The sequence below is a fragment of the Bacillus sp. GM2 genome (assembly GCF_056155945.1).
The window spans coordinates 2,195,030-2,220,880 of sequence record NZ_JBRKSZ010000007.1 but is presented as its reverse complement, the minus strand read 5'-3'; the positions used below and the strand labels follow the sequence as shown (position 1 = coordinate 2,220,880).

Annotated in this window: 27 protein-coding genes and 1 pseudogene; 22 read left to right on the top strand and 6 right to left on the bottom strand. The window is 47.0% G+C overall.

Annotation, left to right across the window (positions count from 1 at the left end; genetic code table 11):
* Window positions 1–41: 41 nt before the first annotated feature.
* The 11 genes from ACVC9U_RS12250 (at window position 42) to ACVC9U_RS12200 (ending at window position 7,995) form a co-directional block, all read left to right on the top strand.
* Complete coding sequence (locus ACVC9U_RS12250) at window positions 42–1,022, top strand: XkdQ/YqbQ family protein (RefSeq protein WP_441391030.1); 981 nt, start codon at window positions 42–44, stop codon at window positions 1,020–1,022.
* A complete protein-coding gene (locus tag ACVC9U_RS12245; protein WP_003180843.1) occupies window positions 1,019–1,327 on the top strand; it encodes a DUF2577 domain-containing protein in 309 nt (102 codons plus the stop codon). The genes ACVC9U_RS12250 and ACVC9U_RS12245 overlap by 4 nt, the downstream gene beginning before the upstream one ends.
* Before the next feature lie 18 nt (window positions 1,328–1,345).
* The gene (locus tag ACVC9U_RS12240; RefSeq protein ID WP_003180844.1) at window positions 1,346–1,771 is read left to right on the top strand and encodes a DUF2634 domain-containing protein; all 426 of its coding nucleotides are present in this window, start codon (window positions 1,346–1,348) and stop codon (window positions 1,769–1,771) included.
* On the top strand, window positions 1,764–2,807 hold the full coding sequence (locus ACVC9U_RS12235) for a baseplate J/gp47 family protein (RefSeq protein ID WP_441391027.1): 1,044 nt from the start codon (window positions 1,764–1,766) through the stop codon (window positions 2,805–2,807). Before ACVC9U_RS12240 ends, ACVC9U_RS12235 begins: the two co-directional genes overlap by 8 nt.
* Entirely contained in the window at window positions 2,794–3,714 is a 921-nt protein-coding gene (locus ACVC9U_RS12230; RefSeq protein ID WP_441391025.1) for a putative phage tail protein, read from the top strand. The genes ACVC9U_RS12235 and ACVC9U_RS12230 overlap by 14 nt, the downstream gene beginning before the upstream one ends.
* A gap of 13 nt (window positions 3,715–3,727) precedes the next feature.
* Window positions 3,728–4,114, top strand: coding sequence for a phage tail-collar fiber domain-containing protein (locus ACVC9U_RS12225; RefSeq protein WP_003180850.1), 387 nt, complete (start codon window positions 3,728–3,730; stop codon window positions 4,112–4,114).
* Window positions 4,115–4,129: 15 nt separating this feature from the next.
* Window positions 4,130–5,335, top strand: coding sequence for a pyocin knob domain-containing protein (locus tag ACVC9U_RS12220; RefSeq protein ID WP_011197807.1), 1,206 nt, complete (start codon window positions 4,130–4,132; stop codon window positions 5,333–5,335).
* A 44-nt stretch (window positions 5,336–5,379) separates the two neighbouring features.
* Window positions 5,380–6,081, top strand: coding sequence for a hypothetical protein (locus tag ACVC9U_RS12215; protein ID WP_441391022.1), 702 nt, complete (start codon window positions 5,380–5,382; stop codon window positions 6,079–6,081).
* A 251-nt stretch (window positions 6,082–6,332) separates the two neighbouring features.
* Window positions 6,333–6,602, top strand: coding sequence for a hemolysin XhlA family protein (locus tag ACVC9U_RS12210; RefSeq protein ID WP_011197809.1), 270 nt, complete (start codon window positions 6,333–6,335; stop codon window positions 6,600–6,602).
* Between the two features lie 14 nt (window positions 6,603–6,616).
* Window positions 6,617–6,880, top strand: coding sequence for a phage holin (locus ACVC9U_RS12205; RefSeq protein WP_441391020.1), 264 nt, complete (start codon window positions 6,617–6,619; stop codon window positions 6,878–6,880).
* A gap of 50 nt (window positions 6,881–6,930) precedes the next feature.
* Window positions 6,931–7,995, top strand: coding sequence for a peptidoglycan recognition protein family protein (locus tag ACVC9U_RS12200; protein WP_441391018.1), 1,065 nt, complete (start codon window positions 6,931–6,933; stop codon window positions 7,993–7,995).
* A 20-nt stretch (window positions 7,996–8,015) separates the two neighbouring features.
* On the opposite strand, the gene ACVC9U_RS12195 is transcribed toward ACVC9U_RS12200, so the two are convergent.
* On the bottom strand, window positions 8,016–9,446 hold the full coding sequence (locus ACVC9U_RS12195) for an IS1182 family transposase (RefSeq protein WP_016886315.1): 1,431 nt from the start codon (window positions 9,444–9,446) through the stop codon (window positions 8,016–8,018).
* Window positions 9,447–9,640: 194 nt separating this feature from the next.
* Here ACVC9U_RS12195 and ACVC9U_RS12190 point away from each other — a divergent pair, with 194 nt between their 5' ends.
* The 6 genes and pseudogenes from ACVC9U_RS12190 to ACVC9U_RS12165 all read left to right on the top strand — a co-directional run bounded on the left by ACVC9U_RS12190 (window position 9,641) and on the right by ACVC9U_RS12165 (window position 15,662).
* The gene (locus ACVC9U_RS12190; protein WP_003180863.1) at window positions 9,641–10,318 is read left to right on the top strand and encodes a GntR family transcriptional regulator; all 678 of its coding nucleotides are present in this window, start codon (window positions 9,641–9,643) and stop codon (window positions 10,316–10,318) included.
* Between the two features lie 22 nt (window positions 10,319–10,340).
* Complete coding sequence (locus ACVC9U_RS12185) at window positions 10,341–11,357, top strand: zinc-binding alcohol dehydrogenase family protein (protein WP_441391015.1); 1,017 nt, start codon at window positions 10,341–10,343, stop codon at window positions 11,355–11,357.
* Between the two features lie 20 nt (window positions 11,358–11,377).
* On the top strand, window positions 11,378–12,475 hold the full coding sequence (uxuA, locus tag ACVC9U_RS12180) for a mannonate dehydratase (protein ID WP_020451042.1): 1,098 nt from the start codon (window positions 11,378–11,380) through the stop codon (window positions 12,473–12,475).
* The gene (locus ACVC9U_RS12175; RefSeq protein WP_145651302.1) at window positions 12,451–13,299 is read left to right on the top strand and encodes an SDR family oxidoreductase; all 849 of its coding nucleotides are present in this window, start codon (window positions 12,451–12,453) and stop codon (window positions 13,297–13,299) included. Before uxuA ends, ACVC9U_RS12175 begins: the two co-directional genes overlap by 25 nt.
* Before the next feature lie 27 nt (window positions 13,300–13,326).
* Window positions 13,327–14,339, top strand: a pseudogene (locus tag ACVC9U_RS12170) (zinc-binding alcohol dehydrogenase family protein).
* 51 nt (window positions 14,340–14,390) lie between these two features.
* On the top strand, window positions 14,391–15,662 hold the full coding sequence (locus ACVC9U_RS12165) for an MFS transporter (protein ID WP_145651304.1): 1,272 nt from the start codon (window positions 14,391–14,393) through the stop codon (window positions 15,660–15,662).
* Window positions 15,663–15,732: 70 nt separating this feature from the next.
* Here ACVC9U_RS12165 and ACVC9U_RS12160 read toward each other — a convergent pair whose 3' ends face one another.
* From ACVC9U_RS12160 to ACVC9U_RS12140, 5 genes are all read right to left on the bottom strand, one after another.
* The gene (locus tag ACVC9U_RS12160; RefSeq protein ID WP_023856733.1) at window positions 15,733–15,864 is read right to left on the bottom strand and encodes a hypothetical protein; all 132 of its coding nucleotides are present in this window, start codon (window positions 15,862–15,864) and stop codon (window positions 15,733–15,735) included.
* Window positions 15,865–15,957: 93 nt separating this feature from the next.
* The gene (locus tag ACVC9U_RS12155; protein WP_020451046.1) at window positions 15,958–16,131 is read right to left on the bottom strand and encodes a type II toxin-antitoxin system SpoIISB family antitoxin; all 174 of its coding nucleotides are present in this window, start codon (window positions 16,129–16,131) and stop codon (window positions 15,958–15,960) included.
* Window positions 16,131–16,877, bottom strand: coding sequence for a type II toxin-antitoxin system SpoIISA family toxin (locus ACVC9U_RS12150; protein ID WP_020451047.1), 747 nt, complete (start codon window positions 16,875–16,877; stop codon window positions 16,131–16,133). Before ACVC9U_RS12150 ends, ACVC9U_RS12155 begins: the two co-directional genes overlap by 1 nt.
* Window positions 16,878–16,986: 109 nt before the next feature.
* Window positions 16,987–17,985 carry an inorganic phosphate transporter gene (locus tag ACVC9U_RS12145; protein WP_075753239.1) on the bottom strand — a complete coding sequence of 333 codons (999 nt, stop codon included), beginning with the start codon at window positions 17,983–17,985 and terminating at the stop codon, window positions 16,987–16,989.
* Window positions 17,986–17,997: 12 nt separating this feature from the next.
* Window positions 17,998–18,615, bottom strand: a complete 618-nt coding sequence (locus ACVC9U_RS12140; RefSeq protein ID WP_020451049.1) for a DUF47 domain-containing protein — start codon at window positions 18,613–18,615, stop codon at window positions 17,998–18,000.
* A 331-nt stretch (window positions 18,616–18,946) separates the two neighbouring features.
* Here ACVC9U_RS12140 and ggt point away from each other — a divergent pair, with 331 nt between their 5' ends.
* The 5 genes from ggt to ACVC9U_RS12115 all read left to right on the top strand — a co-directional run bounded on the left by ggt (window position 18,947) and on the right by ACVC9U_RS12115 (window position 25,846).
* Window positions 18,947–20,704, top strand: coding sequence for a gamma-glutamyltransferase (ggt, locus tag ACVC9U_RS12135; RefSeq protein ID WP_441391010.1), 1,758 nt, complete (start codon window positions 18,947–18,949; stop codon window positions 20,702–20,704).
* Window positions 20,705–20,840: 136 nt separating this feature from the next.
* The gene (locus ACVC9U_RS12130; RefSeq protein WP_441391008.1) at window positions 20,841–21,485 is read left to right on the top strand and encodes a YesL family protein; all 645 of its coding nucleotides are present in this window, start codon (window positions 20,841–20,843) and stop codon (window positions 21,483–21,485) included.
* A gap of 13 nt (window positions 21,486–21,498) precedes the next feature.
* Window positions 21,499–23,235: a sensor histidine kinase gene (locus ACVC9U_RS12125; protein WP_441391006.1), complete on the top strand. Its 1,737-nt coding sequence runs from the start codon at window positions 21,499–21,501 to the stop codon at window positions 23,233–23,235.
* Between the two features lie 2 nt (window positions 23,236–23,237).
* Complete coding sequence (locus ACVC9U_RS12120) at window positions 23,238–24,404, top strand: response regulator transcription factor (RefSeq protein WP_075753233.1); 1,167 nt, start codon at window positions 23,238–23,240, stop codon at window positions 24,402–24,404.
* 146 nt (window positions 24,405–24,550) lie between these two features.
* A complete protein-coding gene (locus tag ACVC9U_RS12115; protein ID WP_370510556.1) occupies window positions 24,551–25,846 on the top strand; it encodes an ABC transporter substrate-binding protein in 1,296 nt (431 codons plus the stop codon).
* The last annotated feature ends 5 nt before the right edge of the window (window positions 25,847–25,851 follow it).

Here is a 25,851-nt window from a genome sequence, read left to right as displayed (position 1 = left end):
GAACCGGCGTTTTTCTGGTAAATCAAAAGCAGGGGATAGCGATGATCGAATTATTTGTCATAAAAGAAAGCGAATGGTATGAACTTGTCACCGAAAGCGTCACATTGGAAGGAGAAAGGTACCAGGCGACTCGTTCGATCGAAGCGTCGATTGTGATCAAGCAGGGAAGCCACAAATATTACAGCGTGCAGGAAGGCGATACCGTTTTATTTAAATGGAAAGGAAAAGAACTGTTTCGCGGAATTGTGTTCAGCAGGGTGCCGAAAGAATATACGCTTACGTTTAAAGCGTACGACATGCTTCAGTACTTGGTGAAAAACCAGGATGTCTATGTATTCTCGAACAAAACGGCCGCTGACATTGTCAAACGAATTGCGAACGACTTTCAAATTCCCAAAGGTTCGATTGCAAACACCGGACATACGATTAAATCGCTCGTCTTTAAAGACAATACGAGCCTGTATGACATTATTTTAAAAGCGCTGCGGGAGACAAAAAAGCAAACCGGAAAAAACTATCAGCTGTATGCCGAAAAAGGAAAGCTGTGTTTACGAGCGTGGCCCGAACCGGAGGATATCTGGGTTTTGGAAACGGGTGTGAACATTACGGATTACGCTTACAGCACGTCAATCGATGAAACGGCAACCCGGGTGAAACTGAGAAAGCAGAAAGATAACAAAACCTATACCGCATCCGCAAGCGATGAAGCCGGTATGAAAAGATTCGGCGTTCTCCAGTACACAGAAACGGTTTCGGATGATATTAACGAGGCGCAGCTCCGCGACCGGGCGAAGAAGATACAGGCTGAAAAGAAAGGCGTCAAAAAAGAGCTGAAAAGCATACAGGCAATCGGCATACCGGAAGTTCAAAGCGGACTGCCGGTTTATATATCGATTCCGGAAGCGGGCATTAAAGAAACCTATTGGGTTGATAAGGATAAACACGATTTTACAGGAACAAAACATGTGATGACGATTGATGTCGTCGCTAAAAACACCATACCTGAAGGAGCGTCTTCATGAAATTAAGCGATGCGATAAAAGAGCTGGCTCTTGGAGCCGTAAACGCTGAATCGCCTGTCGATGTCATGCCGGCTGAAGTCGTGTCCGCGTCTCCGCTCAAGCTGAAGCTCCGCAATCATGATAAATTGGTGATCCCCTCCGACTTATTGGTGGTGGCCAGGCATTTGACAGAGCATACGGAACAGATCCGAATTGACGGAGAAGACAAAACGATTCGCTTTTACAATCAATTGCATGCCGGCGACCACGTGATGATTGCGGCTATGCCTGGAGGGCAGTCTTTTTTTGTAATAGACAGAGTGTAGGAGTAGGAGGTGGCTCGGATGGCTCTTTCGCCGGAAGTATCTTTTGAAGATATCGAGGATGACAGCGATGTGATTGAGACTTCAAAAACGTACAAAATTGATTTTGAAACAGGCAGGATGACGGGTGATATGATTTCGGGGCTGGAAGCCGTGGAACAAATGGTTTGTATGGCGCTGAGAACCGAGCGCTACGCATACGCCGTTTACAGCCATAATATCGGAAATGAACTGCAGGAGGTTCTTTCAGATCATGAAACGACCGACGCTTATAAAGAAATGGAGATACCGAGATTGATCGAGGAAGCCCTCATATACGATGACCGAATTTCGGCGGTGACCGACTTCGAGATTGAGCGTCAAGGCGATGCCTTCCACGTGTCCTTTTCGGTTGAAACCGATGAAGGGACATTGGAAATCGAGGAGGTGATTGGGGAAGATGTTTGAAGACCAGACATTTGAAGAGATCATGGAACGCATGCTTGAGCGGGTTTCAGATGAGATTGACAAACGTGAAAACAGCGTCATTTGGAATGCGCTTGCCCCGGCAGCCGCCGAGCTGGCGCTTTCTTATATTTGGCTTGATCAAGTGCTGAATTTGGTTTATGCGGATACGGCTGAAGGCGAATATTTGGACAGAAGGGCGGCTGAGGCCGGTCTTGAGCGCTATCGGGCGTCAAAAGCCATATGGTCTGCGGCATTTACGGATGGAGTATCGGTTCCCCCCGGAACCCGTTTCTTTCTGGAAGATTTATATTTTACCATGCTCGAAGACGGCAAGCTGGAATGTGAAACAGCCGGGATAAAAGGAAACGCCAATTTTTCGGGGCGGCCTTTGCTTCCGCTCGATACCATTCCCGGGCTTGAAAAAGCGGTTATGGGAAGCCTTGAAATTCCCGGCCGCGACGAGGAGACGGATGAATCCCTGTATGAAAGGTATTTAATCCGCGTCCGTAGGGAAGCGGTCAGCGCGAATCAGCTGCATTACAAACAATGGGCCGAAGAAGTGGACGGCGTAGGCAAAGCGAAGGTCTTCCCGCTGTGGAATGGCGAGGGAACCGTAAAGGTTGTCATTACAAACGCGAAAATGCAGCCAGCCACAGACGCATTAATCGAAAGAGTCAAGCAGTATATCGATCCCGATCCGGGCAAAGGGGAAGGTATGGCGCCGATCGGAGCTTATACCGCGGTTGAAAGCGCGGTATGGAAAGACGTGAGCATATCTGCAAAAATCATACCTGAATCAGGCCGGACGATCGGTGAGGCCAAACAGGAAATTGCAGAAAAAATCACTGAATTATTTAAAGAAATGGCTTTTAAAGAAAGCGTCATCCGTCTCTCGCAGATCAACAACATGATCTATGAATCGTCCTCTGTCAGCGACTATTCGGAAGTCTTCATCAACGGGGAAGCGAAAAATCTGCAGTTGACAGAAACGGAAATTCCAAAGCTGGGGCAGGTGACCATCATTGAGCAAGATTGATGAAATGGCTTTTCACCTGCCGCCATACTTGATGGAAATCCGGGAAATTCAAGAAATTATAACGGCTGAAGCGCCTGAATTTGAGAGGCAAAATCAAGAGATTTTCGATATGACGGACCAGCTTTTCGTCACGACGGCCACATGGGGGCTGGACAGGAGGGAAAAGATTTTGAATGTCAGACTCGAGGCTTCGGACGGCGTCGATATTCGAAGGGCCCGTCTGTTAACCAAGATGTCCAATATTCCGCCGATTACAAGCCGCTCGATCGAGCGCGCGGTTAATGCTTTTTTAAAACAGCCGTCCGCATCCGTCAGACTGACGGCCGGACGGTATCATTTTTTGCTGAGTGTAAACGGAGAGGATCTTCAGTTTATACCTTCAATCATTCAAACCGTCAATCATATGAAGCCCGCCCATTTGGCTTATACATTCCGGGGCGGGTTTCATTATGAATGTCGGCCGCCGAAAAGCGTTCATGACAGGCTCGTTTTAAGAAGCAAAAACGGCTTTTTCGGTACGATACCGGTCTATTTGGACGGACAGTATCTGCTTGATGATGCATTCTACTTGAACGGTTTTCGAGAAATCGACGGACTGCCCCGCAGGTTTAAACAGCAGCTCACACTGCGCCAAAAGAAGCGGCAATACATTCGGTCCGCCTCCAGCTTTACGATAAAGACGGCCGCTGAAAACCGGCGGAAACAGCAAACAAAAGCTGGCATGAAAACCGGCATTACCAATCAAAACAAAAAGGTCCAATCCTTCAAAATCAGCTGCAAATGCGAACATGAATTTAAGCAAGCAGGCGCGCTTGAAATGAGAGAGAAGTGGTGGACGCTAAACGGCGCATTTTTGCTCGACGGTACAAAGCAGCTGGCAGCAGCGGCGCAAAAAATCGCATTGTAAAGGAGAAATCAAAATGGCACAACAATTAACAGTGACAACGCTTTATGCGAGACAGCAAATGGCAAAAGCACGGGCTGAGGGCGGCAAGCTCACCAAAATCACAAAAATGGCTTTCGGAAACGGAGGTACAAACGATAAAGGCGAACCCGTTCCTCTGCAGGGCAACGAACAGGCCCTGAAAAACGAACTTCTGCAAAAGGATATCGACGGCTTTGCCTTTATGGAGCCGGCGAAAGTCCGTTATACATGTACATTGGGAGAAAGCGAACTCGCAGGGGAAACGATCAACGAGCTCGCCCTTGTCGATGAAGCCGGAAAATTCACAGCGGTCAGAACGATGACAGACAAGCAGAAAGACGGCGACATCGAGTTCGTCTTTGAAATCGACGACATTTATTAAAGGAGCTGAAACAAGGTGGACATCCAAAAACCGAGACGCTTTGAAACAACAGACCGCGCCCATGCCGACTTGTTCAACGAAGCGATAGATCAGCTGAATGTAAACGATGAACGGATTGCAAAGCGGGCTGAGGAAGCTGAAGAAAGGGCTAAAACGTATACTGATGCCCATGCTAACGACCATTCGATTCACATCACCGACAAAGAGAGGGAAAAATGGAGCGCGGGGCAGTTATATAAAATAACCGAAAATAACGGAAAAGTCTTTTACAGAGGCAGTTCAGAAACAACAGATTTTAACACTTTGACAGAAACCGGCATGTATCTCATCTATAATGAAGGAATCAACTCGCCACCTTCATCAAATCGGATATTTTTGCTTGTCATGAGTTTCGGCAATACCTTGGTTCAGGCAGCTTATGAATCGTACAAAGGGACACAGTCGTATTTTAGATTCAGAAAATCCGATTCAACAACATGGACGCCATGGCAGACCCAGGAAACGACCAGTGGAGCACAGGCCAAGGTTGATGCTCATGAACAAAATACGAATCTCCATGTGAATGAAGATGAACGGGAAAAATGGAACAATGCACAGTTATATAAAATTACTGATAATAATGGAACGCGCACAAAACTGCCGGATGGAACGGATTTATTAACGCTGCCGACAGGTTTTTATTATGCTATGGGCCATGTTGTTCAAAACAACCCTGTAGAAAACGACAGCTCCTGGTTTAATTACGATGTAATTGAAACTGGCGCTGGAAGAAAGACCATCCATGCGTGGCGGAGCTATGATAATACTTTATGGCATGGAACAGTTCACACAGATGGACAGTTTCGAGAATGGAAAAGAGTAGTCACAAACGCCGATTTAAACGTTGCTTGGCAGACTCCAACGTTGACAAATGGATGGAAACAGTATGGGTCGCACAAAGTCCGGTTTTGTAAAAATATGCTTGGAGAAGTCGAAATTATCGGATCAATAACGGGCGGGACGATTGGCTTTGATATTCCTGCGTTTACGCTGCCTGAGGGGTTCCGCCCGATTCAAGCGATGTACTTTATAGGTGTTGCATCAAGTATAGGTACTGGGTCAATACCGCAAATCCACCGGACACTGATCGATACTGACGGAAGGGTATGCATTCAATCCAGTTCAAATACAGTAAATCCAAACGAGTTTATTACTTTCGGGTTTAAGTTTAGAGCTGCATAGCAAAATGAATAGATTACTTTTTCACAGAGGAGGGTTAATATAAATTGGACATCCAAAAACCGAGATCTTTCAGAACGACGGACAGAGCCCATGCCGATTTGTTTAATCAGGTTATCGACCAGCTGAATGCAAATGATGAGTCGATTGCACAGTTTGCCGCCGAAGCTGAACAACGTTCAACTGCCTATACAGATGCACACATTTCGAACAAAGGTAACCCGCATGGTGTAACAAAATCCCAGGTCGGTCTGGGGGAAGTGATCAATAAAAGACAGGCCACAAAAGATGAGTTTGACTTGCATCATAACGATCAAACACGGCATGTTACTGAAGATGAGAGAAATAAATGGAATGGAAGTCAAATTTTTAATATTACCGGGGACAATGGACAAGCAAAGGTATATATAAGCGCCGAAGATGACTTTCAAACGATCCTACCTCAGTATACCGGACTGATACATTTTACGGCAGCCTCAGGAGCTATAAACGGACCAGGTGCGGCCGTTCGAGGGATTTGGACTTGCAACGCTTTAGGTAACTATGGTCAAGCGATCGCGTTTGACAATGCAAATAGAACCTATCGGAAAACAATAGCCGGGGGCAACTGGACTGACTGGACAGAATTAATTTCCGCGGAGAGTCTCGAGGCAAAGTTGGCGAACTTAACTTGGCACTTTCCAACGCTTTTAAACGAATGGGTTAATTATGCGGACAGCACTAAAGTTCGTTTGTTGAAGGTGCAATAGCAAAAGGGAAAATTGGTTTTAATATACCTGCATTCGTATTGCCGAAAGGATATCGGCCGTCCCGCGCTTTTCAGTTTGTAGGTGTAGCATCTCAATTGGGCATGTCCAATACTCCGCAGTATCATAGGCTGCAAGTGAGTGTTGATGGTAATGTCGTGATCGAAAACTGCTCAAATACAGTAAATCCAAATGAATATATCAGTTTAGGATTTAGTTTTAAGGCCGCATAAAATATGAAAGAGGGAATTAAAATGCCGGAAGCACCAGAACTGGATATATTCCAAAAAGAAGTTCAGGAGATGAAAGCTGATCAAAAATCACTCGAACAGCGCGTCAGTACACTCGAAAGAACATCAGACCGCCACGATCAGCAAATCATCTCGATTAACGAAAAGCTGAACAAAATCGAAGAGAATACAACCTGGATTAAGCGCAGCATCACAGGCGCGATCATTACAGCGGTCAGCACCGGCATCATCGGCGGCGCGATCGCTGTTTTTTATAATTTATTGCAGAAATAAGGGAGGACATCATCATGAAACATATCGACAAAGGCACGGTCGTCAGGACGGTGCTTCTTTTTATTGCGCTGGTCAATCAGACGTTGATCATTTTTGGAAAGCCGGTTTTGCCGGTCGCTGAAGATCAGATTCATACATTGGCGGATGCCCTGTATTCGGCCGGATCTGCGGCTTTTACGATCGCTGCATCGCTCGTTGCCTGGTATAAGAACAACTATGTGACGAGCAAAGGGAAAATGCAAAAAGAAGTTTTACAGAAAAAAGGTTTAACGAAATAAAGCTTCCTTTCAGACTTTCCAGAATTGAATTTGAAAAGGAATGATGAAGTTTGGTCAAAGTAATCAATAACTTTGTAAAAGTCAATCAATACACCCGTCCCGGGCTGAAGCTTGCGGCAGTCAAAGGCATCGTCATGCATTGGACGGCGACGCCCGGGGCTTCGGCATTGAATGAGCGAAATTATTTCAATGGCACATGCATTGCCGACAAGCGTTATGCGTCGGCTCATTATTTTGTCGACCGCCATGAGGCGCAGCATATTATTCCCGATCATGAAGTCGCATATCATGCGCATGATCAAAACCGCTGCTATGTCAGCTTTCTGAAGCCGAATGCCAATACCACGGCTCTCGGGGTCGAAATGTGCGTGGAAAAAGACGGTACCATCCATGAAGAGACGATTCGCAATGCGGCAGAGCTTGTAGCGGATTTGTGCAAGACATACGGTTTGTCCACAGATCGGATTGTCCGCCATTACGATGTCACTAACAAAGGCTGTCCAACCCCGTGGGTGAGAGATGCCGGCCAATTGTCAGCTTTCCGTAAAAGAGTAGATTCCCTTTTGGGGAGGAAAACCGTTTCCGTATCGGCTGCCTCCACCAGCCAGACAAGTTCATCGTCGGGCATTATCCTCAAAAAAGGAATGTCAGGCTCTCATGTGAAAAAGCTGCAAACTCGCTTGATCGCGGCCGGCTTTTCGCTGCCTAAGTACGGGGCGGACGGAAGCTATGGAGACGAGACGGTGCAGGCGGTTGTTTCTTTGCAAAAGAAAGCGGGAATTAAAGCCGACGGCATTTACGGTCCGTCAACTGAAAAAGCCCTCTCGGCCGCTGAAGCGTCAGCAGCCGGCAAGAGCAAGACGTGGACCCTTCCCGACGGCATTTATAAGGTGAAAAACCCGCTGATGAAGGGAACGGCCGTCACACAAATCCAGACAGCCCTTGCCGCTCTTTATTACTACCCTGATAAAGGGGCCAAAAACAACGGGATCGACGGATATTACGGAATGAAGACGGCAAATGCGGTGAAACGTTTTCAGCTGATGTACGGTTTGGGAGCGGACGGGATATACGGACCGAAGACAAAAGCGAAAATGTTGTCCCTTTTGAAATAAAGGAACTTTTAAAGTTCCTTTCAGACCGTTGACAAAACAGGTCGGATTTTAAAAATCCGACCTGTTTTTGTCCATTTTATTCTATTATTTCGATCAGAAGGCTGGCGGTTAGGACCTTTCCAGGTCCAATTCGCCAGCTTTTTCAGATTCATGGCAGCGAAAACAAGCATCGCCTGCATGGACAATTTTTTCTTTCCCCGTAAGGTTGTCCAGCGCAAGCCATGCTTATGTTTTAAATCGGCAAAAACTCGTTCGATCGTCTCTTTACGTTTGGCATAGATTTGTTTATTCTCTTCCGTATGCCGAAGATGATCAGCTTCGTCTAAATGATCCTGCCAGATATGTCTGTGAATCATCTTTCGATGATCTCTACTTTCTGTACACGTATGTAGTAATGGACATTGTTTACATCGATTTGGATCTGAAGCATACTCTCGATAACCTTGCCGATTGGTTGTGCGATAGGAGAGAATATGGTCTTGCGGGCAGATATAGACATCATAAAATTCATCGTAAACATACTCGTGTTTTCTCATGAATCCTTTTTTGGTTTGCGGACGCGTGTAAGGCATAACAGGGCGAACGTTTTCTTCATGAAGAAATTTTGCGATAACCGGTGTTTTGTATCCGGCATCAACTGCGACCGTATGAGGCTTGGCGACGCGCTCTTTCACTTGTTGAAACAGGGTCGTGAACACTTGGCTGTCATGAATATTGGCAGGCTCAACAACCGTCCCCAGCACAAATCCGTTCCGGTCACAAGCTGTATGAAAACCATAAGCAAAAAGGCGTTCCCGTTCACCCTTTACAAAATAGCCGCTCTCAGGATCTGTTGTACTTTCTTTTATTTCTCGTTCTTCTGAGCATTGCCTGGGCTTTAAGGGCTTTTTGCCGTTGGCTTCGCGATCGGCATTAATTTCTTGATCTAACTGTTCCTGATAAGCTCTTGTTTCTTTTCTTACGATCTTTTTCACAAACTTTTTCTTATTGGCATTCGCTTTGACATGTGTGCTGTCGATGAAGGCAACCGAAGGATCGACGAGGCCGAGATCCATGGCCTGACGTAAAATCCTATAGAAGATTGTTTCAAATAGGTCTGTGTCATGAAAGCGACGTTCATAGTTTTTACTGAAGGTTGAAAAGTGAGGGATTTTTTCAGAGAATCCATATCCAATAAACCAGCGATAGGCTACATCAGTTTCGATTCGCTTAATGGTTTCGCGCATGGAGCGATGACCAAACACGTATTGAATGAGCACCATTTTAATCAGTACAACAGGATCAATACTTGGACGCCCTTTTGAAGAATAAAGAGGGGCAACTTTTTGATAAATAAATGAAAAATCAATGGCTTCTTCCATCTTCCTGACCAAATGGTCTTCAGGTACAAGCTCACTTAAGGCAACGACTTCAAGCTGTTCACGCTGATCTTTAGAGTGTTTGGTCAACATGGTAAAACCTCCAAAAATTAGATTCCACACACATTTTAACAAAAAAAGCTTGTCGATCAAGCCACTTTTTTGTGACTTTGTCGACAAGCTGAAAGGAACTTTTAAAGTTCCTTTATATTTTTTAAAAATTTTCAAAAAATAACTATCCCACAGCCATACTTGTATGGTAGTATGGCGGAGAGGGGGTGAGAGTCATGAAAATGAAACAATTAAACCCGCGTTCTGTCAGAGATCAAATCTATCAGGTGCTGAAGGAAGAAATCATGAAGTTTCGGCTTGTTCCGGGTGAGCAGATATCGGAAAAAGAGATTTCAGAACGGTATGAAGTCAGCCGCACTCCGGTCAGAGAGGCTTTTTTGCAGCTGTCGAAGGAAGGGCTTCTCGAAGTCTATCCGCAGAAAGGAACCCGCGTGTCGCTGATCGATCTTGACCTGGTGGAGGAAGCGAGGTTTATGCGGGAAAAACTGGAAAAGGCTGTAGCTGAACTGGCGTGTGAGGACTTCCCGCAGGAAGCTATGTTTAAGCTGGAGCAGAATGTGAAGATGCAGGAATTATCGATCGCACAGAAAAATTATGAAAGTTTGTTTGAATTAGATGAAGCGTTTCATCAGACGATTTTTGAAGGCTGCGGAAAAGCGAATGTCTGGGCTGCGATTCAGCAGATGAACGTTCCCTTCCAAAGAATCCGCTTTTTAAGGCTTGCCGCCGATTTTAACTGGAACACCATCCATCAGCAGCACGCGGCATTAACAGAAGCGATTCGAACAAAACAGAAGGCAAAAGCCAAGGAAATCGCCGAAGAGCATTTGCAGCTGGTCATCGTCGATAAACAGATGCTCATTGATGAGTTTCCCGGTTATTTCAAAAAGTAAGCGCTTTAAAAGGAGTGGTGATGTGAAAGCTGCGGTGATGACGAAGCCTTATTCGATTGAATTTCACGACATACCGCGTCCCGAACCGGCCAGCGGTGAAGTCCTTGTCAAGATAAAGGCTGCCGGGATTTGCGGAAGTGATGTGCATTTTTACGACGGCTCAAATCCATATGCACAGTACCCTCAGATCTTTGGACATGAGCTTGCAGGCATCATTGAAAAAACGGGGGCCGGCGTGAGGGGGCGATCCGCAGGCGAACGGGTCGTAATTGAACCGGCGATCCCGTGCGGAGGCTGCTACCCTTGTCGGAAAGGGAGGACAAACGCCTGTATGAACATCGATATGATCGGGTCGGTTCGCAGAGGAGGGTTCGCTGATTTTATCATTGTTCCAGAAACGCATGTCCATCCGATTCCTGAGCAAATGGATTTTGCAACCGCTGCTTTGTGCGAGCCGTTTTCAATCGGAGCGCAGGCGGTTCGGCGGGCGGATATTCAAACAGGCGAAACGATTGTCATATTGGGAATGGGTCCGATCGGGTTAACGATTTTGGCACAGCTTAAAAAGCGCTTTGACTCCCGTGTCATCGCTGTCGATCCCGTACGGGAAAGGCTTGAGCTTGCCGAGGCATTCGGTGCGGATGCCGTTATTCAGCCTGGTGAAGAGGATGCCGAGCAAATGATTCTGAAACTGACAGACGGAGAAGGGGCGGGGATTGTGTTCGAAGCGGCCGGGATTCCCGCGACCATTGAGCAATCAATCAGTTTGGCAGCTGCCGCCGGGCGCATTGTCATTGTCGGCTTAACGGGGGAGAATGTGACGATTCCGGGCCTTCTTCTCACAAAGAAAGACATTGAAATTTACGGGACTAAACACAGCGTCAATCAATTTCCCGGCGTCATTCAATTTTTGAATGAAAACCCTGAAATAGCCCGGTCTTTTGTGACTGAGATCATGCCTTTTACGGAAATAGAAGAGGCGTTGAAAAAAGCGAAAAACTGTCCCCATCAGGTCACAAAGATTATTTTATCTTATTGAATCGGTGAGGAGGAAGTGTGATGAAAATGGTTTTCAGATGGTATGGAGAAGGAAACGACTCCGTCACCCTTGAGCAGATCAGGCAGATTCCCGGTGTAGAGGGGATCGTTTGGGCGCTTCATCATCAGCCGCCAGGTGAAGAATGGCCATTGGAAGAGATCTTAGAGGTAAAACGGCAGTGTGAACAGCACGGTTTTCACATTGAAGTTGTTGAAAGCGTTAACATACATGAGGATATTAAGCTCGGGCTGCCGACGAGAGATCTGTATATTGAAAAATACAAGCGAACGATTGAAAATTTGGCCAAAGCCGGCGTAAAGGTGATCTGCTACAATTTTATGCCTGTATTTGACTGGCTGCGGACCGATTTATACAAAAAGGCTCCAGACGGTTCCACCGCTCTGTTTTATGAGCACGCAAAGGTGCACACAATCGACCCTTTTGCGCTTGTCGATCAAATCGCCAAGCACCCCGAATTCACGATGCCGGGCTGGGAACCGGAGCGGCTGGAGCATCTGACAAGGCTGTTTGAAGCCTATCAAAATGTGACGGAGGAGGATCTTTGGAGCCATCTTCACTATTTTCTTGAACACATCATTCCAACCGCCGCACGCTGCGGAATCACAATGGCGATCCATCCCGATGATCCGCCGTGGCCGGTTTTCGGACTCCCGCGCATCATGACTTCAGGAGAAAGCATCGGAAGGCTGCTTCAGCTTGTCGATCATCCGGCTAATGGCGTGACACTGTGCAGCGGTTCATTGGGGGCCAATCCCGAAAACGATCTTTCCGCCATGATCCATGCGTATGCTGACCGGATTCCATTTGCCCATATCCGCAACGTCAAAGTCTACGAAAACGGCGATTTTATCGAAACATCGCACAGAACAAAAGATGGCACCGTTGACATTTGCGGGATTGTCAAAGCCTATCATGAAACAGGTTTTTCAGGCTATGTGCGTCCGGATCACGGCCGCCACATCTGGGATGAAAAGTGCAGGCCCGGCTACGGTCTGTATGACAGGGCGCTCGGTATTATGTATTTATGGGGCATATGGGATTCGCTTAATAGAGAAAAACGGGAGGCTTCACAATGCTTGAAATCCATGAAAATTTAGCGGGGAAAACTGCGGTCATCACAGGCGGCAGCGGGGTGCTTTGCGGCGCGATGGCGAGAGAGCTCGGCCGGCAGGGTATGAAAGTTGCCATTCTTAATCGAACCGTTGAAAAAGGAGAACTTGTGGCCGAAGCTATTCGAAAAGCCGGCGGCGCAGCGATTGCCGTTGAGTGTGATGTTATCAATCAACGAAGCGTTGAACGGGCGAAGCGCGTTGTGGCCGACCGATTCGGCGGCTGTGATCTATTGGTGAACGGGGCCGGCGGCAATCACCCCAATGGCACGACATCAGATGAAACATTCAACTCCGCGCACCTCTTCCAGGACAACATCAAGACATTATTTGATCTGAACTGCGATGATGTCGGTTCTGTTCTCAATTTAAACTTCCTCGGTTCTTTCATTCCAACACAGCAATTTGCAAAAATGATGCTGAACCAAAAAGGGGCATCCGTGATCAATATTTCTTCAATGAGCGCCCAAACCCCGATGACGAAAGTGCCTGCATACAGCGCGGCGAAAGCGGGCATCGACAATTTTACGAAATGGCTGGCCGTCTATCTGGCTGAAACGGGGATCAGGGTCAACGCCATTGCCCCGGGATTTTTCCTAACCAATCAAAATGAACGGCTTCTTCTTGATCAAAACGGCGAATTTACCGATAGAGCAAAGAAGATCATCTCTCACACCCCGATGAAGCGTTTCGGCAGCCCGGAAGATTTGCTGGGGACGCTGCTTTGGCTGGCGGATGAGAAGATGTCCGGATTTGTTACCGGTATAACAGTGCCGGTGGATGGCGGGTTTACGGCTTATGCCGGTGTCTAAACCATGCGATAAAGGGGAGGCCGATACATGAAGCAGATTGTGTGTGAAAAGCCTTATCATTTTAAAATGACGGATGTGAATATGCCGGAACTTAAGGATGGGGAAGCATTGGTCCGCATCAAACGAATCGGAATTTGCGGACGGATTTTCACGCTTATTGCGGAAAACAGCCGTTTTTCTCTTATCCAAGAGTGCTCGGACACGAGCTGTCCGGTGAAATTGTCAGCATCGATGATACCGGCGGAATGCTTATGCCTGGCGATCAAGTGTCAATTATTCCTTATTTGGAATGCGGGACATGCATCGCCTGCCGGAACGGCCGGCCCAACTGCTGCGTGAATCTGAACGTCCTCGGTGTCCATACAGATGGGGGAATGCGGGAATACATAAACATCTCGGCAGACCACCTGCTAAAAACAGAAGGATTGACGCTCAGCGAAGCCGCTGTCATTGAATGTTTGAGCATCGGCGCCCACGCTGCAGAAAGGGCAAATATCAAAAAAGGGGAAGCGGTGCTTGTCGTTGGAGCGGGGCCTATCGGGCTCAGCGTGATGAGATTCGCAAAATTGAAGGGGGCGAAAGTCATCGCGATGGATGTCAGAAATGAGCGTCTCACATTTAGCCGTGAATGGGCTGAAGCCGATGAAGTTGTATTAGCGGGAGAACATGCGGCAGATGAGATCAAACGGTTGACGAACGGAGACTATCCGGCGGCTGTCTTTGACGCGACAGGGCACCTTGGATCGATGAACAGCGCTTATCAGTACGCCGCCCACGGGGGCCGGCTGATCTATGTCGGACTGGTTCACGGCCATCTGGTCATGCCCGATCCTGAAATCCACAAGCGGGAGCTGACCATTTTATCCAGCCACAACGCATTAAGAAGCGATTTTGAGACGGTGATGAAAGCGATCAGGGATGGCGGAGCGGATGCGAACCGGTTTGTTACCGGTCAGATTGCGTTCCGCGATGTTGTTGACGGATTTCAATCAGCACTTGCTCCGGAAACCAATCCTGTGAAAGTGTTGATCCATCTGTAAAAACGCATAAAATGAAAACGTTTTCTAAATTCCGGAAAGAGGGGGTTGCCCATGTTTTCAAACGGCCGCGGGTTTGTCATCGTGATGCTTTTTTTGGCGGGAGTGATTAATTATTTGGATCGTTCAGCATTGTCTGTCGCCGCTCCTTTTATTCAGGAAGATTTGAACATACGTCCGGCGCAGATGGGCATGCTGTTCAGCAGTTTTTTCATCGGATATGCCATCTTTAATTTTATCGGCGGCTGGGCATCAGATAAGTATGGAGCGAAACATACGCTGTCGGCTGCAATGGTCGTATGGTCGGTTTTCAGCGGCGCCATTGCACTGACATATAATTTCGTCTCACTGTTTATCATCCGCGTCATTTTTGGCATGGGGGAAGGTCCGCTGTCAGCTGCAACGAGCAAGTCGGTCAACAATTGGTTTCCGCAAAAAGAAAGAGCAAGGGCGCTCGGCATGACGATGTGCGGAACGCCGCTCGGCGGAGCCATTTCAGGACCGATCGTCGGATTGATCGCGATCCATTGGGGGTGGAAAGCTTCCTTTGTGTTGATCATGATCATCGGGCTTATCTGGACTTGGTTCTGGATGAAATTCATGAAAGATAAGCCGGACGATTCCCGCAGTTTGTCCCCTGAAAAAGAAACGCGTCCGAAAAAGGATACCGGGATCCCGCTGTCTTTTTATTTGAAGCAGCCGACCGTGCTGTTTACGGCATTCGCATTCTTTTCTTACAACTATATTTTATTCTTTTTCTTAACGTGGTTTCCGAGCTATTTAACGTCAGCCCGGGGGCTGAGCATACACGATATGAGCGTTGCAACGATGATACCGTGGGTTGTCGGATTTCTCGGTCTCGCGCTTGGGGGATTTATATCGGATTATCTGTTCAAGCTGACGGGCAAACAGATGTTTTCGAGAAAAGCCGTGCTTGTGTGCTGCCTTTTGGCTGCGGCGGTATGCATTGGGTTTGCCGGGCTTGTCACGACTGCGTTTGGAGCTGTTGCCCTTGTCGCACTATCGGTTTTCTTTTTGTATTTGACCGGCATCACATACTGGGCGATTATACAGGATATCGTTCATCCGGACAGGGTCGGGGGCGTGAGCGGATTCATGCATTTTCTTGCCAATACGTCCGGTATTATCGGTCCGACGGTTACAGGGTACATCGTCGAGTATACCGGGGCTTTCACAAGCGCTTTTTTGCTTGCGGGAGGGCTGGCGGTGGCAGGTTCTATTTGCGTCGCTTTGTTTGTGAAACCGATACGTTCTGAGAAGCTGCCTCAATCTGTTGCAGAAGGCGGACAGGGGCATCCTTTATGATGCACTTGCTGCTGCTGGAGGCATAAAAAACCCCCCTACTCAGCAGGGAAGGAGGGGGAAAGTCCAAGCTTCACGGTTTGTTTTTTCTTTTGTTCAGCGTTTTAATGATTTTCTCGCTTCTTCTTCTGAGAAGAGAGGTATAGTCTGACAGGCCAAATTTTGCGAAATCGACGTGTTTGACTTGTTTTTTCAGTTTTTTCACAGCATCACCTAATTCAGCGCTTTTAGTTGATTGGTTTATTGTATGTATGAAACGGGAAAACGGAATAAGGACGGGAGAATTTTCCCGTCCTCGTTAAGCTTTTTTTCTTTTATACTCGCCGATCAGCCGTTCGTTTTGCCGGAAAATCCGTTCGGTATGGGGGCTGACTTCGTATTTCGCGATATTGGTTTTGGATTGCCTTTTAAACATTTTAAAGGCGAGGCGCTTTTTTGCGCTTTCATGGTCTTGCTGAAAAGCAGGCTCCATCAGTCGTCACCTTCCTCTTCGTTTGGTAGCAGAAGATCATAGATGCTTGTTAAAGAAGTAAACAGGAGGTAGTCAAATTCTGTGACAAGGTCTTCTGAGGTTAACTTCATGACATAGTCAAAATCGTGGATGGAAAAAGGAATGAGGACCATTTTTCCGTTTTCTTCATAATAAACGTCTTTGCGCTCAAGCTTTTCTTGAACATCGAAGCGGTTTTCCATATGCTCAAGCAAATGATCCTTGCTTTCTTCTGAATTATATTCGCAAAGTGCAGCGGATATATTCATTTTTTCGGCAAACCGTTTGATGAGCTTTTCGATCCCTTCTGCATACGCTTCTATATTTCCATAATAGATGTGGATCGGTTCGTTTTTCAATAGGTATTGAAACGTTTTCAGCCTGTTTTGATACGTGTGGAGGAGGTCGTTGTTTTCTTCGAGAAGCATTCTTGTGTCTGTCGCGAGTTCGGAGCTGCCGAGCTTTTTAAAGTAGGCGTTTAAGAAAATAAAAGCGTCTGTCAGCGTGAAAAAAACGGCAACAATCAGGTAATGAAGCGGGTTCGTGAAAATCGACTGCGGATCGTGCGTCCAATAAATTACGGCGCCGATAACATAAAGCAGGTACCACGTTTTTCGGATCGCGACCGTTTTTTCGGTGAGCTTTTTTTCAAAACGCCACACGGCAGCCACGTACAGAGCCAGCGCCAAAACAATGAGCCAAACAAGGAATTGATAAAATAGCAGCATAACTGGTTTCCCTCTTCCCGAGAAATAGTGCAGTTCCTATTCTATTGTTATGCCGGCTTTCTTTTAAACATGAAAACTCCCGTCCTGGATTCGGACGGGAGTGAGCTGATTAAAAGAATAAATCAAGTATGAAATAGGCAAATGCACCGATGGTTGCCGAAATGGGAAGGGTAATGACCCATGTGATCAACATCCGCTTTGCGGTGCCCCAGTTAACGCCTTTCACCCGGTGGGAAGCGCCCACGCCTAAAATGGATGAAGAAATGACGTGTGTCGTGCTGACAGGCAAATGGACGATCGTCGCACCAAAGATGATGAGGGCTCCCGTCAAATCTGCAGAGACACCGTTGACGGGACGGATCTTCATGATTTTTCCGCCGACGGTTTTGATGATTTTCCAGCCGCCGACAGATGTTCCCAGTCCCATGGCTGTGGCGCATGCAAACTGCACCCAGAACGGGATATCGGTTGTACTGTGCAAGTTACCCGCAATTAAAGCCATCGTAATGATACCCATCGCTTTCTGTGCATCGTTCGTGCCGTGCGTATAGGACTGTATGGCAGCTGTCGCGATTTGAACGCGCCGGAACCGCTTATTCGTTTTGGCCAGATTGCTGTTCTTAAAAATGACTTTGACGATGCTGTAGATCAAATATCCTAAAACAAACGCCAAAATGGGCGATAATATAAGTGCTTCGATAATTTTAATAAATCCGTGGTATTTAATCGCGGCGAATCCTTCCGATGCAATGACAGCTCCGGCAATCGCTCCGATGATCGCGTGGGATGAGCTGCTGGGAATGCCGAAATACCAAGTCACCAGGTTCCATGTAATGCCCGCGATAAGAGCTGCAAGGATCACGACCGATCCGTTTTCCAGTTTGAAAGGGTCGGCGATATCGCTCGTAATGGTTTTCGCTACGCCTGTGAACGTCATGGCGCCGGCGAAGTTCATGACAGCCGCCATTATAATGGCGTGCCTTGGTTTTAACGCTTTTGTCGATACCGAGGTGGCGATCGCATTTGCCGTATCATGAAACCCGTTGATAAAGTCAAATGCCAAAGCAAAGATGACAATCAATATGGTTAATACAAATAAAAGATCCATTATAATCCCTCGTTACGCATTTTTCATTATGATGGTTTCTAAATTGTTTGCTACACTTTGGCATGAATCTGCGATTTCTTCAAGCGTCTCATAGATTTCCCTGTACTGGATCACTTTAATCGGATCGGTCTCTTTTCCGAAAAGATTCTTCAGCGATTTGCGGTGCAGGTTATCGCAGTTATGTTCGTATTCTTTAATTTTAATGGCGTGCGGCTGAATTTCATTCAGGCGATTTTCCGCCAGCAATTCAATCGTCAGCAGAATTTCTTTTGCGCATTCTCTGATATAGCCGCTGAATTTATCAATATGCTCATCTGAAGATGTGATCGAGAAGATTTCCATCATGGCTGAAAAGTGTTCGATGCCGTCGAGTACATCATCGAGGCTGTTTGTAAGCTGAAGGATGTCTTCGCGTTCGATCGGCGTGATAAATGCTTTGTTCAGCTCCTTAATCATCGTATGTACATAATTATCTCCTTTTGTCTCATACTCTTTTAAGGTATCCGCGAATTCTTTAAGGGTTGTCTGATTCGTCACTTTATAGTTAACAAAATACTCAGCTGTTTCGTCTAAATTTTTTGCAATTTCCATCAAAAGCACGGAAAACTTGTCTTTTTTTCTTTTCAACATTTGTAACCCTCCATTGTTTAAATGAGACAATGCACACATCAAAATATTATATAACTTTTTGTCGAAAAAAAACAGGTGCAGTCGAAAAAAACCATTTAATTTTTAGATATTCACATCTTTTAGATGGGCGCAAGCACCAGCTGCATCCGGGATTTTATGATGATAATAGGTGTTTTCTCCTTTCAGCTAATTGTGTCAAAAGAACGAATGACAGGGTTTTTTTGTTGAATTTGGGAGTTTAGGTTCAAAAAAATAGAAAATTGGTAGTATTCCTTATTTTCAGTTCACTTTCCTGTTATAGTAGTAATAAACTGGAAAGGAAGGTGATCTGATGAGACGGTTAGCTTTCTTAGTTGTTGCGTTTTGCTTGGCGGTTGGTTGCTTGTTCAGTCCGGTGTCAAAAGCAGAAGGGGTCATGAGCGGCGGAGATGGTGATAAAGTCGCCGTCGGGAAAGACGGTATGGTGGCTACGGCCCATCCGCTTGCATCAAAAATCGGAGCCGAGGTTTTAAAAAAGGGCGGGAATGCCATTGATGCAGCAATTGCGATTCAGTATGCACTGAATGTAACGGAGCCGATGATGTCGGGAATCGGCGGCGGCGGATTCATGATGGTCTACGACGGCGAGACGAAGGAAACGTCGATTGTCAACAGCAGGGAGCGTGCTCCAGAGGGTGCCGAACCTGACATGTTTTTGGATGAAGACGGAAAGGTGATTCCTTTTTCAGAAAGGTCGAGACACGGAAATGCGGTCGGTGTGCCGGGAACGCTGAAAGGGCTCGAAGCAGCGCATAAAAAGTGGGGAACAAAGAAAATGGAAGACTTGATCTCGCCTTCAATTAAGCTTGCAGAAGAAGGGTTCCCGATCGATTCGGTTTTAGCCGATGCGATAAAGGACCATCAGGACAAGCTGAGCAAAACGGCCGCAAAGGATATTTTCCTTCCGGACGGTGAACCTTTAAAAGAAGGCGATATTCTCGTACAAAAGGATTTGGCCAAGACGTTTAAATTAATACGGAAAGATGGGTCAAAAGCCTTTTATGATGGAGAAATCGGCCGGGCGATTGCGGATGTCGTGCAGGATTTCGGGGGTTCGATGACACCTGATGACCTGTCCCGCTATGAGGTCACAACAGATAAGCCGATCTGGGGCGAGTACCACGGCTATGATATCGCAAGCATGCCTCCTCCAAGCTCAGGCGGAGTGTTCATGCTGCAGATGCTGAAATTAATTGACGATTTTCATTTATCGCAATACGATCCAAAATCGTTTGAAAAATATCATCTGCTCGCGGAAACGATGCACCTCGCCTATGCGGACAGGGCGGCATATGCAGGCGATCCGGAATTTGTCGATGTTCCGCTCTCAGGGCTGCTCGATCCCGATTATATTAAGGAGCGGCAGCAGCTGATCAGCCTTGATTCGATGAACCGCGATGTGAAAGCGGGCGATCCGTGGAAATACGAGGCGGGAGAGCCGAATTATGAAATCGTGCCTCAGCCTGAAGATAAGACGATCGGGGAGACGACACATTTTACCGTCACGGACCAGTGGGGCAATGTTGTCTCTTATACGACTACGATTGAACAGCTTTTTGGAACGGGGATTTTAGTGCCCGGTTACGGACTGTTTTTAAACAATGAACTGACCGATTTTGATGCGGTTCCAGGCGGAGCGAACGAAGTCCAGCCGAATAAAAGGCCGCTTTCAAGCATGACGCCGACGATCGTGTTTAAAGACGAAAAACCGGTGCTGACTGTCGGTTCCCCGGGAGGAACGACGATCATTGCTTCCGTTTTCCAGACGATCTTGAATTACTTTGAGTACGGCATGAGCCTTCAGGATGCGATTGAAGAGCCAAGAATCTATACGAACAGCCTGACTTCGTACCGCTATGAATCCGGAATGCCGAAGGATGTCAGACTGAAGCTCAATGACTTCGGCCACAGATTCGGCGCGAATCCGGTTGAAATCGGCAATGTCCAAAGCATTTTCATTGACCGGGAGAACAAAACATTTACGGGGGTTGCCGATTCGAGCAGAAACGGGACGGCGGTCGGCGTCAACATTAAGACATCGGCTAAATAGCGGAAGCAAGGGGCTTGGTCTAAGGCTTTTAGATCAAGCCTTCTTCCGTCTGTCAGCGGGGAAAAAAGGATTTTTTTCGAAAGAAGAGAAATATATTTTTTGTAAGCGTTTACTAAATTTGCGAAGGAGGGAGACCATGATTCACACGTTGGCAAATGGATTTTACCGCTTTTGCGAGTGGGTGATGCGGCTCGCCTATTTGAATCTGCTGTGGATCGGCTTCACGCTGGCGGGAGCGGTCATCTTCGGTTTAGCGCCGGCGACTGCCGCGATGTTCGCTGTGACATCCCAGTGGGCGCTTGGAAAGACGGATATCCCGGTGTTTCAGACGTTTTTTCAGGCGTTTAAAAAGAAATGGGCCAAAGCAAGCGTTCTCGGTTTGATATTGGGTCTGGTCGGTTTATTGCTGATTGTTGATTTTCAAATTGCGGCCGTCTATTTTCACGATCAGCCGGTTATCTTAAGCCTGTTCATCAGTTTGTTTATCATTTACGCCATCATCCTCTTATACGCTTTTCCAATTGATGTCCACTACGATTTAAAACGGAGTGCAGTGCTGAAATACAGCTTTATCATCGGCTTTTCCCGTCCGCTCACCTCGTTTTTCATGCTGATCAGCGCGTTTGGCATGATTCTGCTCGCTTTATTTCATGTCACATTTCTTCTGTTTTTCAGCGGCAGCGCTTTAAGCTTCATTTTGACGAAGCTCTCGTTTCAGGCGTTCCGAGCAATCGACGGGCGCCGGACAGATAAGCAGGCTGCCGTCACACGCTTGAAATGAAGGTGTTCGTTCGGTGAACCGCTATCAGCATTTAAAAATTAAAGATCAATTGTTTATCTTGATTTCACTGATCATGGCCGTTTCGCTCATCCTGATCTTGAGCGGCGTTCAATACGCGTTCCGTGTATATGACCAGCAGATTTACAGGAAGTCGTCACAGGTGCTGATGCTATCATCAAAAAGCATTGAAGATGAATTGAAAAAGATTGAGGATGTGTCATATCAACTGACCACTGACGCTGACATCCAAGCGAACCTTCTGAAAGCCGGCCGAGGCCAAAACAAATACGGGCGCTACCGGATGAAAAGCAAAATTTGGGATAAGCTTGCCGAATATACCGGCTCTAAGCGGTACATTAAATCGATTCATTTGTTTGATGCTTCCGGCACCGAGTATTCCGCAGGGGCGAATTTAACCGAAGCATTGCGGGAGCAAAAGAATGCGCTGATCGAAAAAGCGTCGCGCCAAAAAGGCAGCAACACGTGGGAGCCCATGCCGGGTGAAACCGGCGAGCTGTTATCCGTCCGGGAAATCCGCTCCTATGAGCGTTTAAACCTTGACCATCTGGGAACAGTGGTGATTGTCGCCGATTTAAAACGGGTGATTGGCGATCTTCCGAAAGACTGGGGGGAAGGCGCGGGCAAGATTGCGATGTCGGACGGGCGGGAGCTGTTTTTTTCTGAAATGCCTTTCAGCCAAACCGATGGACTTCGTTTATCTTCCCATGCTGAAAACGGATATGACATTGTGGAGGAAAACGGCCAGCGCTTTTTCGTTTCATATGTCAAATCAGCGTATAAGAATTGGACGTATTGGAGCCTGATCCCCTTTGACGCTATGTTTTCGAAAATCTCTGCGATGAAGACGATCCTGATTTCCCTTTTTATCCTCTTCTTTCTGATTGCGGTCCTCTTTGGAAGAAAAATGGCCAGGGGCATTACGAGTCCGATTGAGAAGCTGGTGGCAGCCATGAAAAATGTCCAAAACGGCGATTTTAAACTGGCGCCGCTCACTCGCGCTCCTTCAGACCGGCAGGATGAAGTCAGCGTCTTAAACCGCAACTTTTTTACGATGCTTGAACGGATCAATGAACTGATTGCCGAGAACTACAAGAAGCAGCTGATGCTGAAAGAGACGGAATTTAAAGCGCTCCAAGCGCAAATCAACCCCCACTTTTTATACAACACGCTCGAGTCGATCAACTGGCTGGCAAAAACGAACCATCAGCCGCAAATTTCAAAGATGACTGAATCTCTCGGGTTTTTGCTCAGGAATGCCATCAATATGAAAACCGACGTGCTGACGATCGAGGAAGAAGCTGAAATTGTGCTCCACTATTTTACGATTCAGCGTTTTCGCTTTGAGGAGCGGCTCGTTTTTAAGCTTGACATTGAGCCGGCGGTGAAAAAATGCCGCATACCTAAGCTTGTTCTCCAACCTTTGGCTGAAAACGCGATTACATACTGTCTCGAGCCCTTCATTGAACCTTGCCATATTCAAATCAAAGCATATAAAAAAGGCGGGCTTGTGTATTTAACGGTTGCCGACAACGGACCGGGCATGGATGAAGACTTTTTGGAAAAAGCGAGAAAAGAGCTTGTCCGGACAAGAGGCAGAGGAATCGGGCTGCAAAATATCGATGAGCGCATTCAGCTGATGTTTGGCAAAGGGTATGGCTTGACGATTTCAAGCGAAAAGAACAAGGGAACCGAAATGATGATTAAAATACCATTTCAAAGCGGGGTGTGATGATGTATAAAGTGCTGTTGGCGGACGATGAACGGATTATTCTCGACGGCATCTCCAGCATGATCGAATGGAATTCGTTCGGGACGTCTTTGATCGGAGCCGCGCAAAACGGGATTGACGCCTACCGCCTGATTATGGAAGAGCGGCCGGATATTGTGATCAGCGATATTAAAATGCCCGGGATGGGAGGACTCGAACTGATCGAGAAAGTATCCCGCGACCACCCGTCAATCCGGTTTATTTTGCTGACGGGCTTCGGCCAGTTTGAATATGCAAAAAAAGCGATGTCATACGGAGTCAGGCATTATTTGCTCAAACCCTGCAATGAAAGCCACATTACAGATTCGCTTCAAAGCGTGATCGGCGAGCTGAAAAAAGAGGAATCGGCGCAAAAAGTGAAAACCGATCTGGAGATGATGAAACCGCATCTTATGAAGCAGATGCTAAAAGAGCTGGTCACGGGCGGCCGCATCGAGGATGAAACGTGCCTGCGCTTCTTTTCAGAGCAAAAGGTCATCAGGCTGATCCTGTTTTCCGTCCGGGACGGGGATGACAAAGACTATGCACGAGGCGTTGAGTCGATTGCGGATGAGGTGCTGAACGGTTCTGTCATCGCTTCGGCCCGCGTTCAACAAGTGCTTGTCTGTGCAGTAGACGGAGCATTGGCTCCCGCCGTGCTTGAGGAAAAAATGAAAAGCGTCCAAGAGCTTTCACGCCATCTGCTTCAATTTGAACCTGAAGCATCACTCAGCGAAAGCGGCAGTATCAGCGAAGCCTCCGTGATGTATGAAAAGGCATACGCACAGATCGTCCAAGATGAAGGAGAGACATCGGTTTTAATCGGGAGGATGCTCGATCTCATCGAAAAGGAAGCCTCAAATCCGAAGCTTTCGCTGAAATGGGCAGCCCGCAACATGCTGTACATGAATCCGGATTATCTCGGCAAGCTGTTTAAACAGGAAACCGGTGAAAGGTTTTCAAACTATGTCGCAAAGGTGCGCATCGAAAAAGCGATCGCGAAAATGAAGAAGTCTAAAAACACGGCCATCGGCGCACTGGCAGAGGAACTGGGGTTTGGCCATAATCCGAAATACTTCAGCCTTGTTTTTAAAAAATACACGGGACTCACCCCGTCAGAATTTCGAAAAAAAGAAGAAAACACGTTTTAATGCCGCCGGGTATATCCGGCGGTTTTTTGCGTATTGACGGAATCTCTGTTTTTTTAACATTCTTCTCTGTTTTTTGAGTTTCTGGGACAAAAAGTTGAATTTAAAATGAAATGTAAGCACTTGCAAAATAAGGAGGGGAAATGTTGATGAGAAGATTTGTGTTTTTCTCATTTTGCGTTTTGCTGACGCTCGGCCTGTTTGGATGCAGTTCAAACACTGAAGAGGCGGCCGGTGCGGACGGCAAAAAGAAGGTTACCTTGAGGGTCGCGTGGTGGGGCGGACAGCCTCGGCATGATTATACATCAAAAATCATCGAGCTGTATGAAAAGGAACATCCGCATGTCAAAATCGAAGCGGAGTTTGCGAATTGGGACGATTATTGGAAAAAGCTTGCCCCGATGTCTGCGGCGGGTCAGCTGCCAGATGTGATTCAGATGGATATGGCGTATTTATCCCAATACGGCAAGAAAGGCCAGCTTGAAGATCTGACTCCGTACGTCAAGGACGGGACCATCAATACCGAAGCGATTGATGAAAAGACGATCAAAGGCGGCAAAATCGGTGATCAGTTATACGGCTTCCCGCTCGGTGTGAATGTGCTGTCGGTGATTACAAATGACGACATGCTAAAAGAAGCGGGCGTTGAGATTGACGACGGCAGCTGGACGTGGACCGATTTTGAAAACCTGGCGCTAGAGGTCGAGGAGAAGACGGGGCAATACGGTTCAAACGGCATGCATCCGCCTGATGTCTTTTTCCCTTATTACTTGAGGACGAAGGGCGAGCGCTTTTATAAAGAGGACGGCACAGGCCTTGCTTATTCAGACGACAAGCTGTTTGTCGATTACTTCAAGCGGCAGGTGAAGCTCGTTGATGAAAAAGCATCGCCGACACCTGATGAAAGCGCGCAAGTGAAGGGAATGGAGGACGATTTTATCGTTAAAGGCCGAACGGCTGCAACATGGAATTATTCAAATCAGTTTTCGGCGTTCGCACAGCTGACCGATGCGCCTCTTTCATTAAAGCTGCCTCCTGAACAGGCGAAAGAAAAAGCGCTGTTTTTAAGGCCGAGCATGCTGTTTTCAATCCCGAAAAGCTCCGAGCAAAAAAAAGAAGCGGCTGCATTCATCGACTTCTTTATTAACAATGAAAAAGCCAATGCCCTGATCAAAGGAGAAAGAGGCGTGCCGGTTTCCTCCAAAATTGCGGAAACGGTGAAGAAAGAACTGAGCGAAGAGGAGAAAAAGATTTTCGAATATGTCGAACGGGCTTCGGAGTCCGCAGGAGAAGCGGAACCGCCTGAACCGATCGGCAGCGCCGAAGTTATCAAACTGCTAAAAGACACGTCAGACCAGATTTTGTTTAAAAAGATCACGCCTGAAGAAGGAGCCGCGAAGTTCAGAAAAGAAGCGGACGCGATACTGAAAAGAAACCAACAATGATAAGC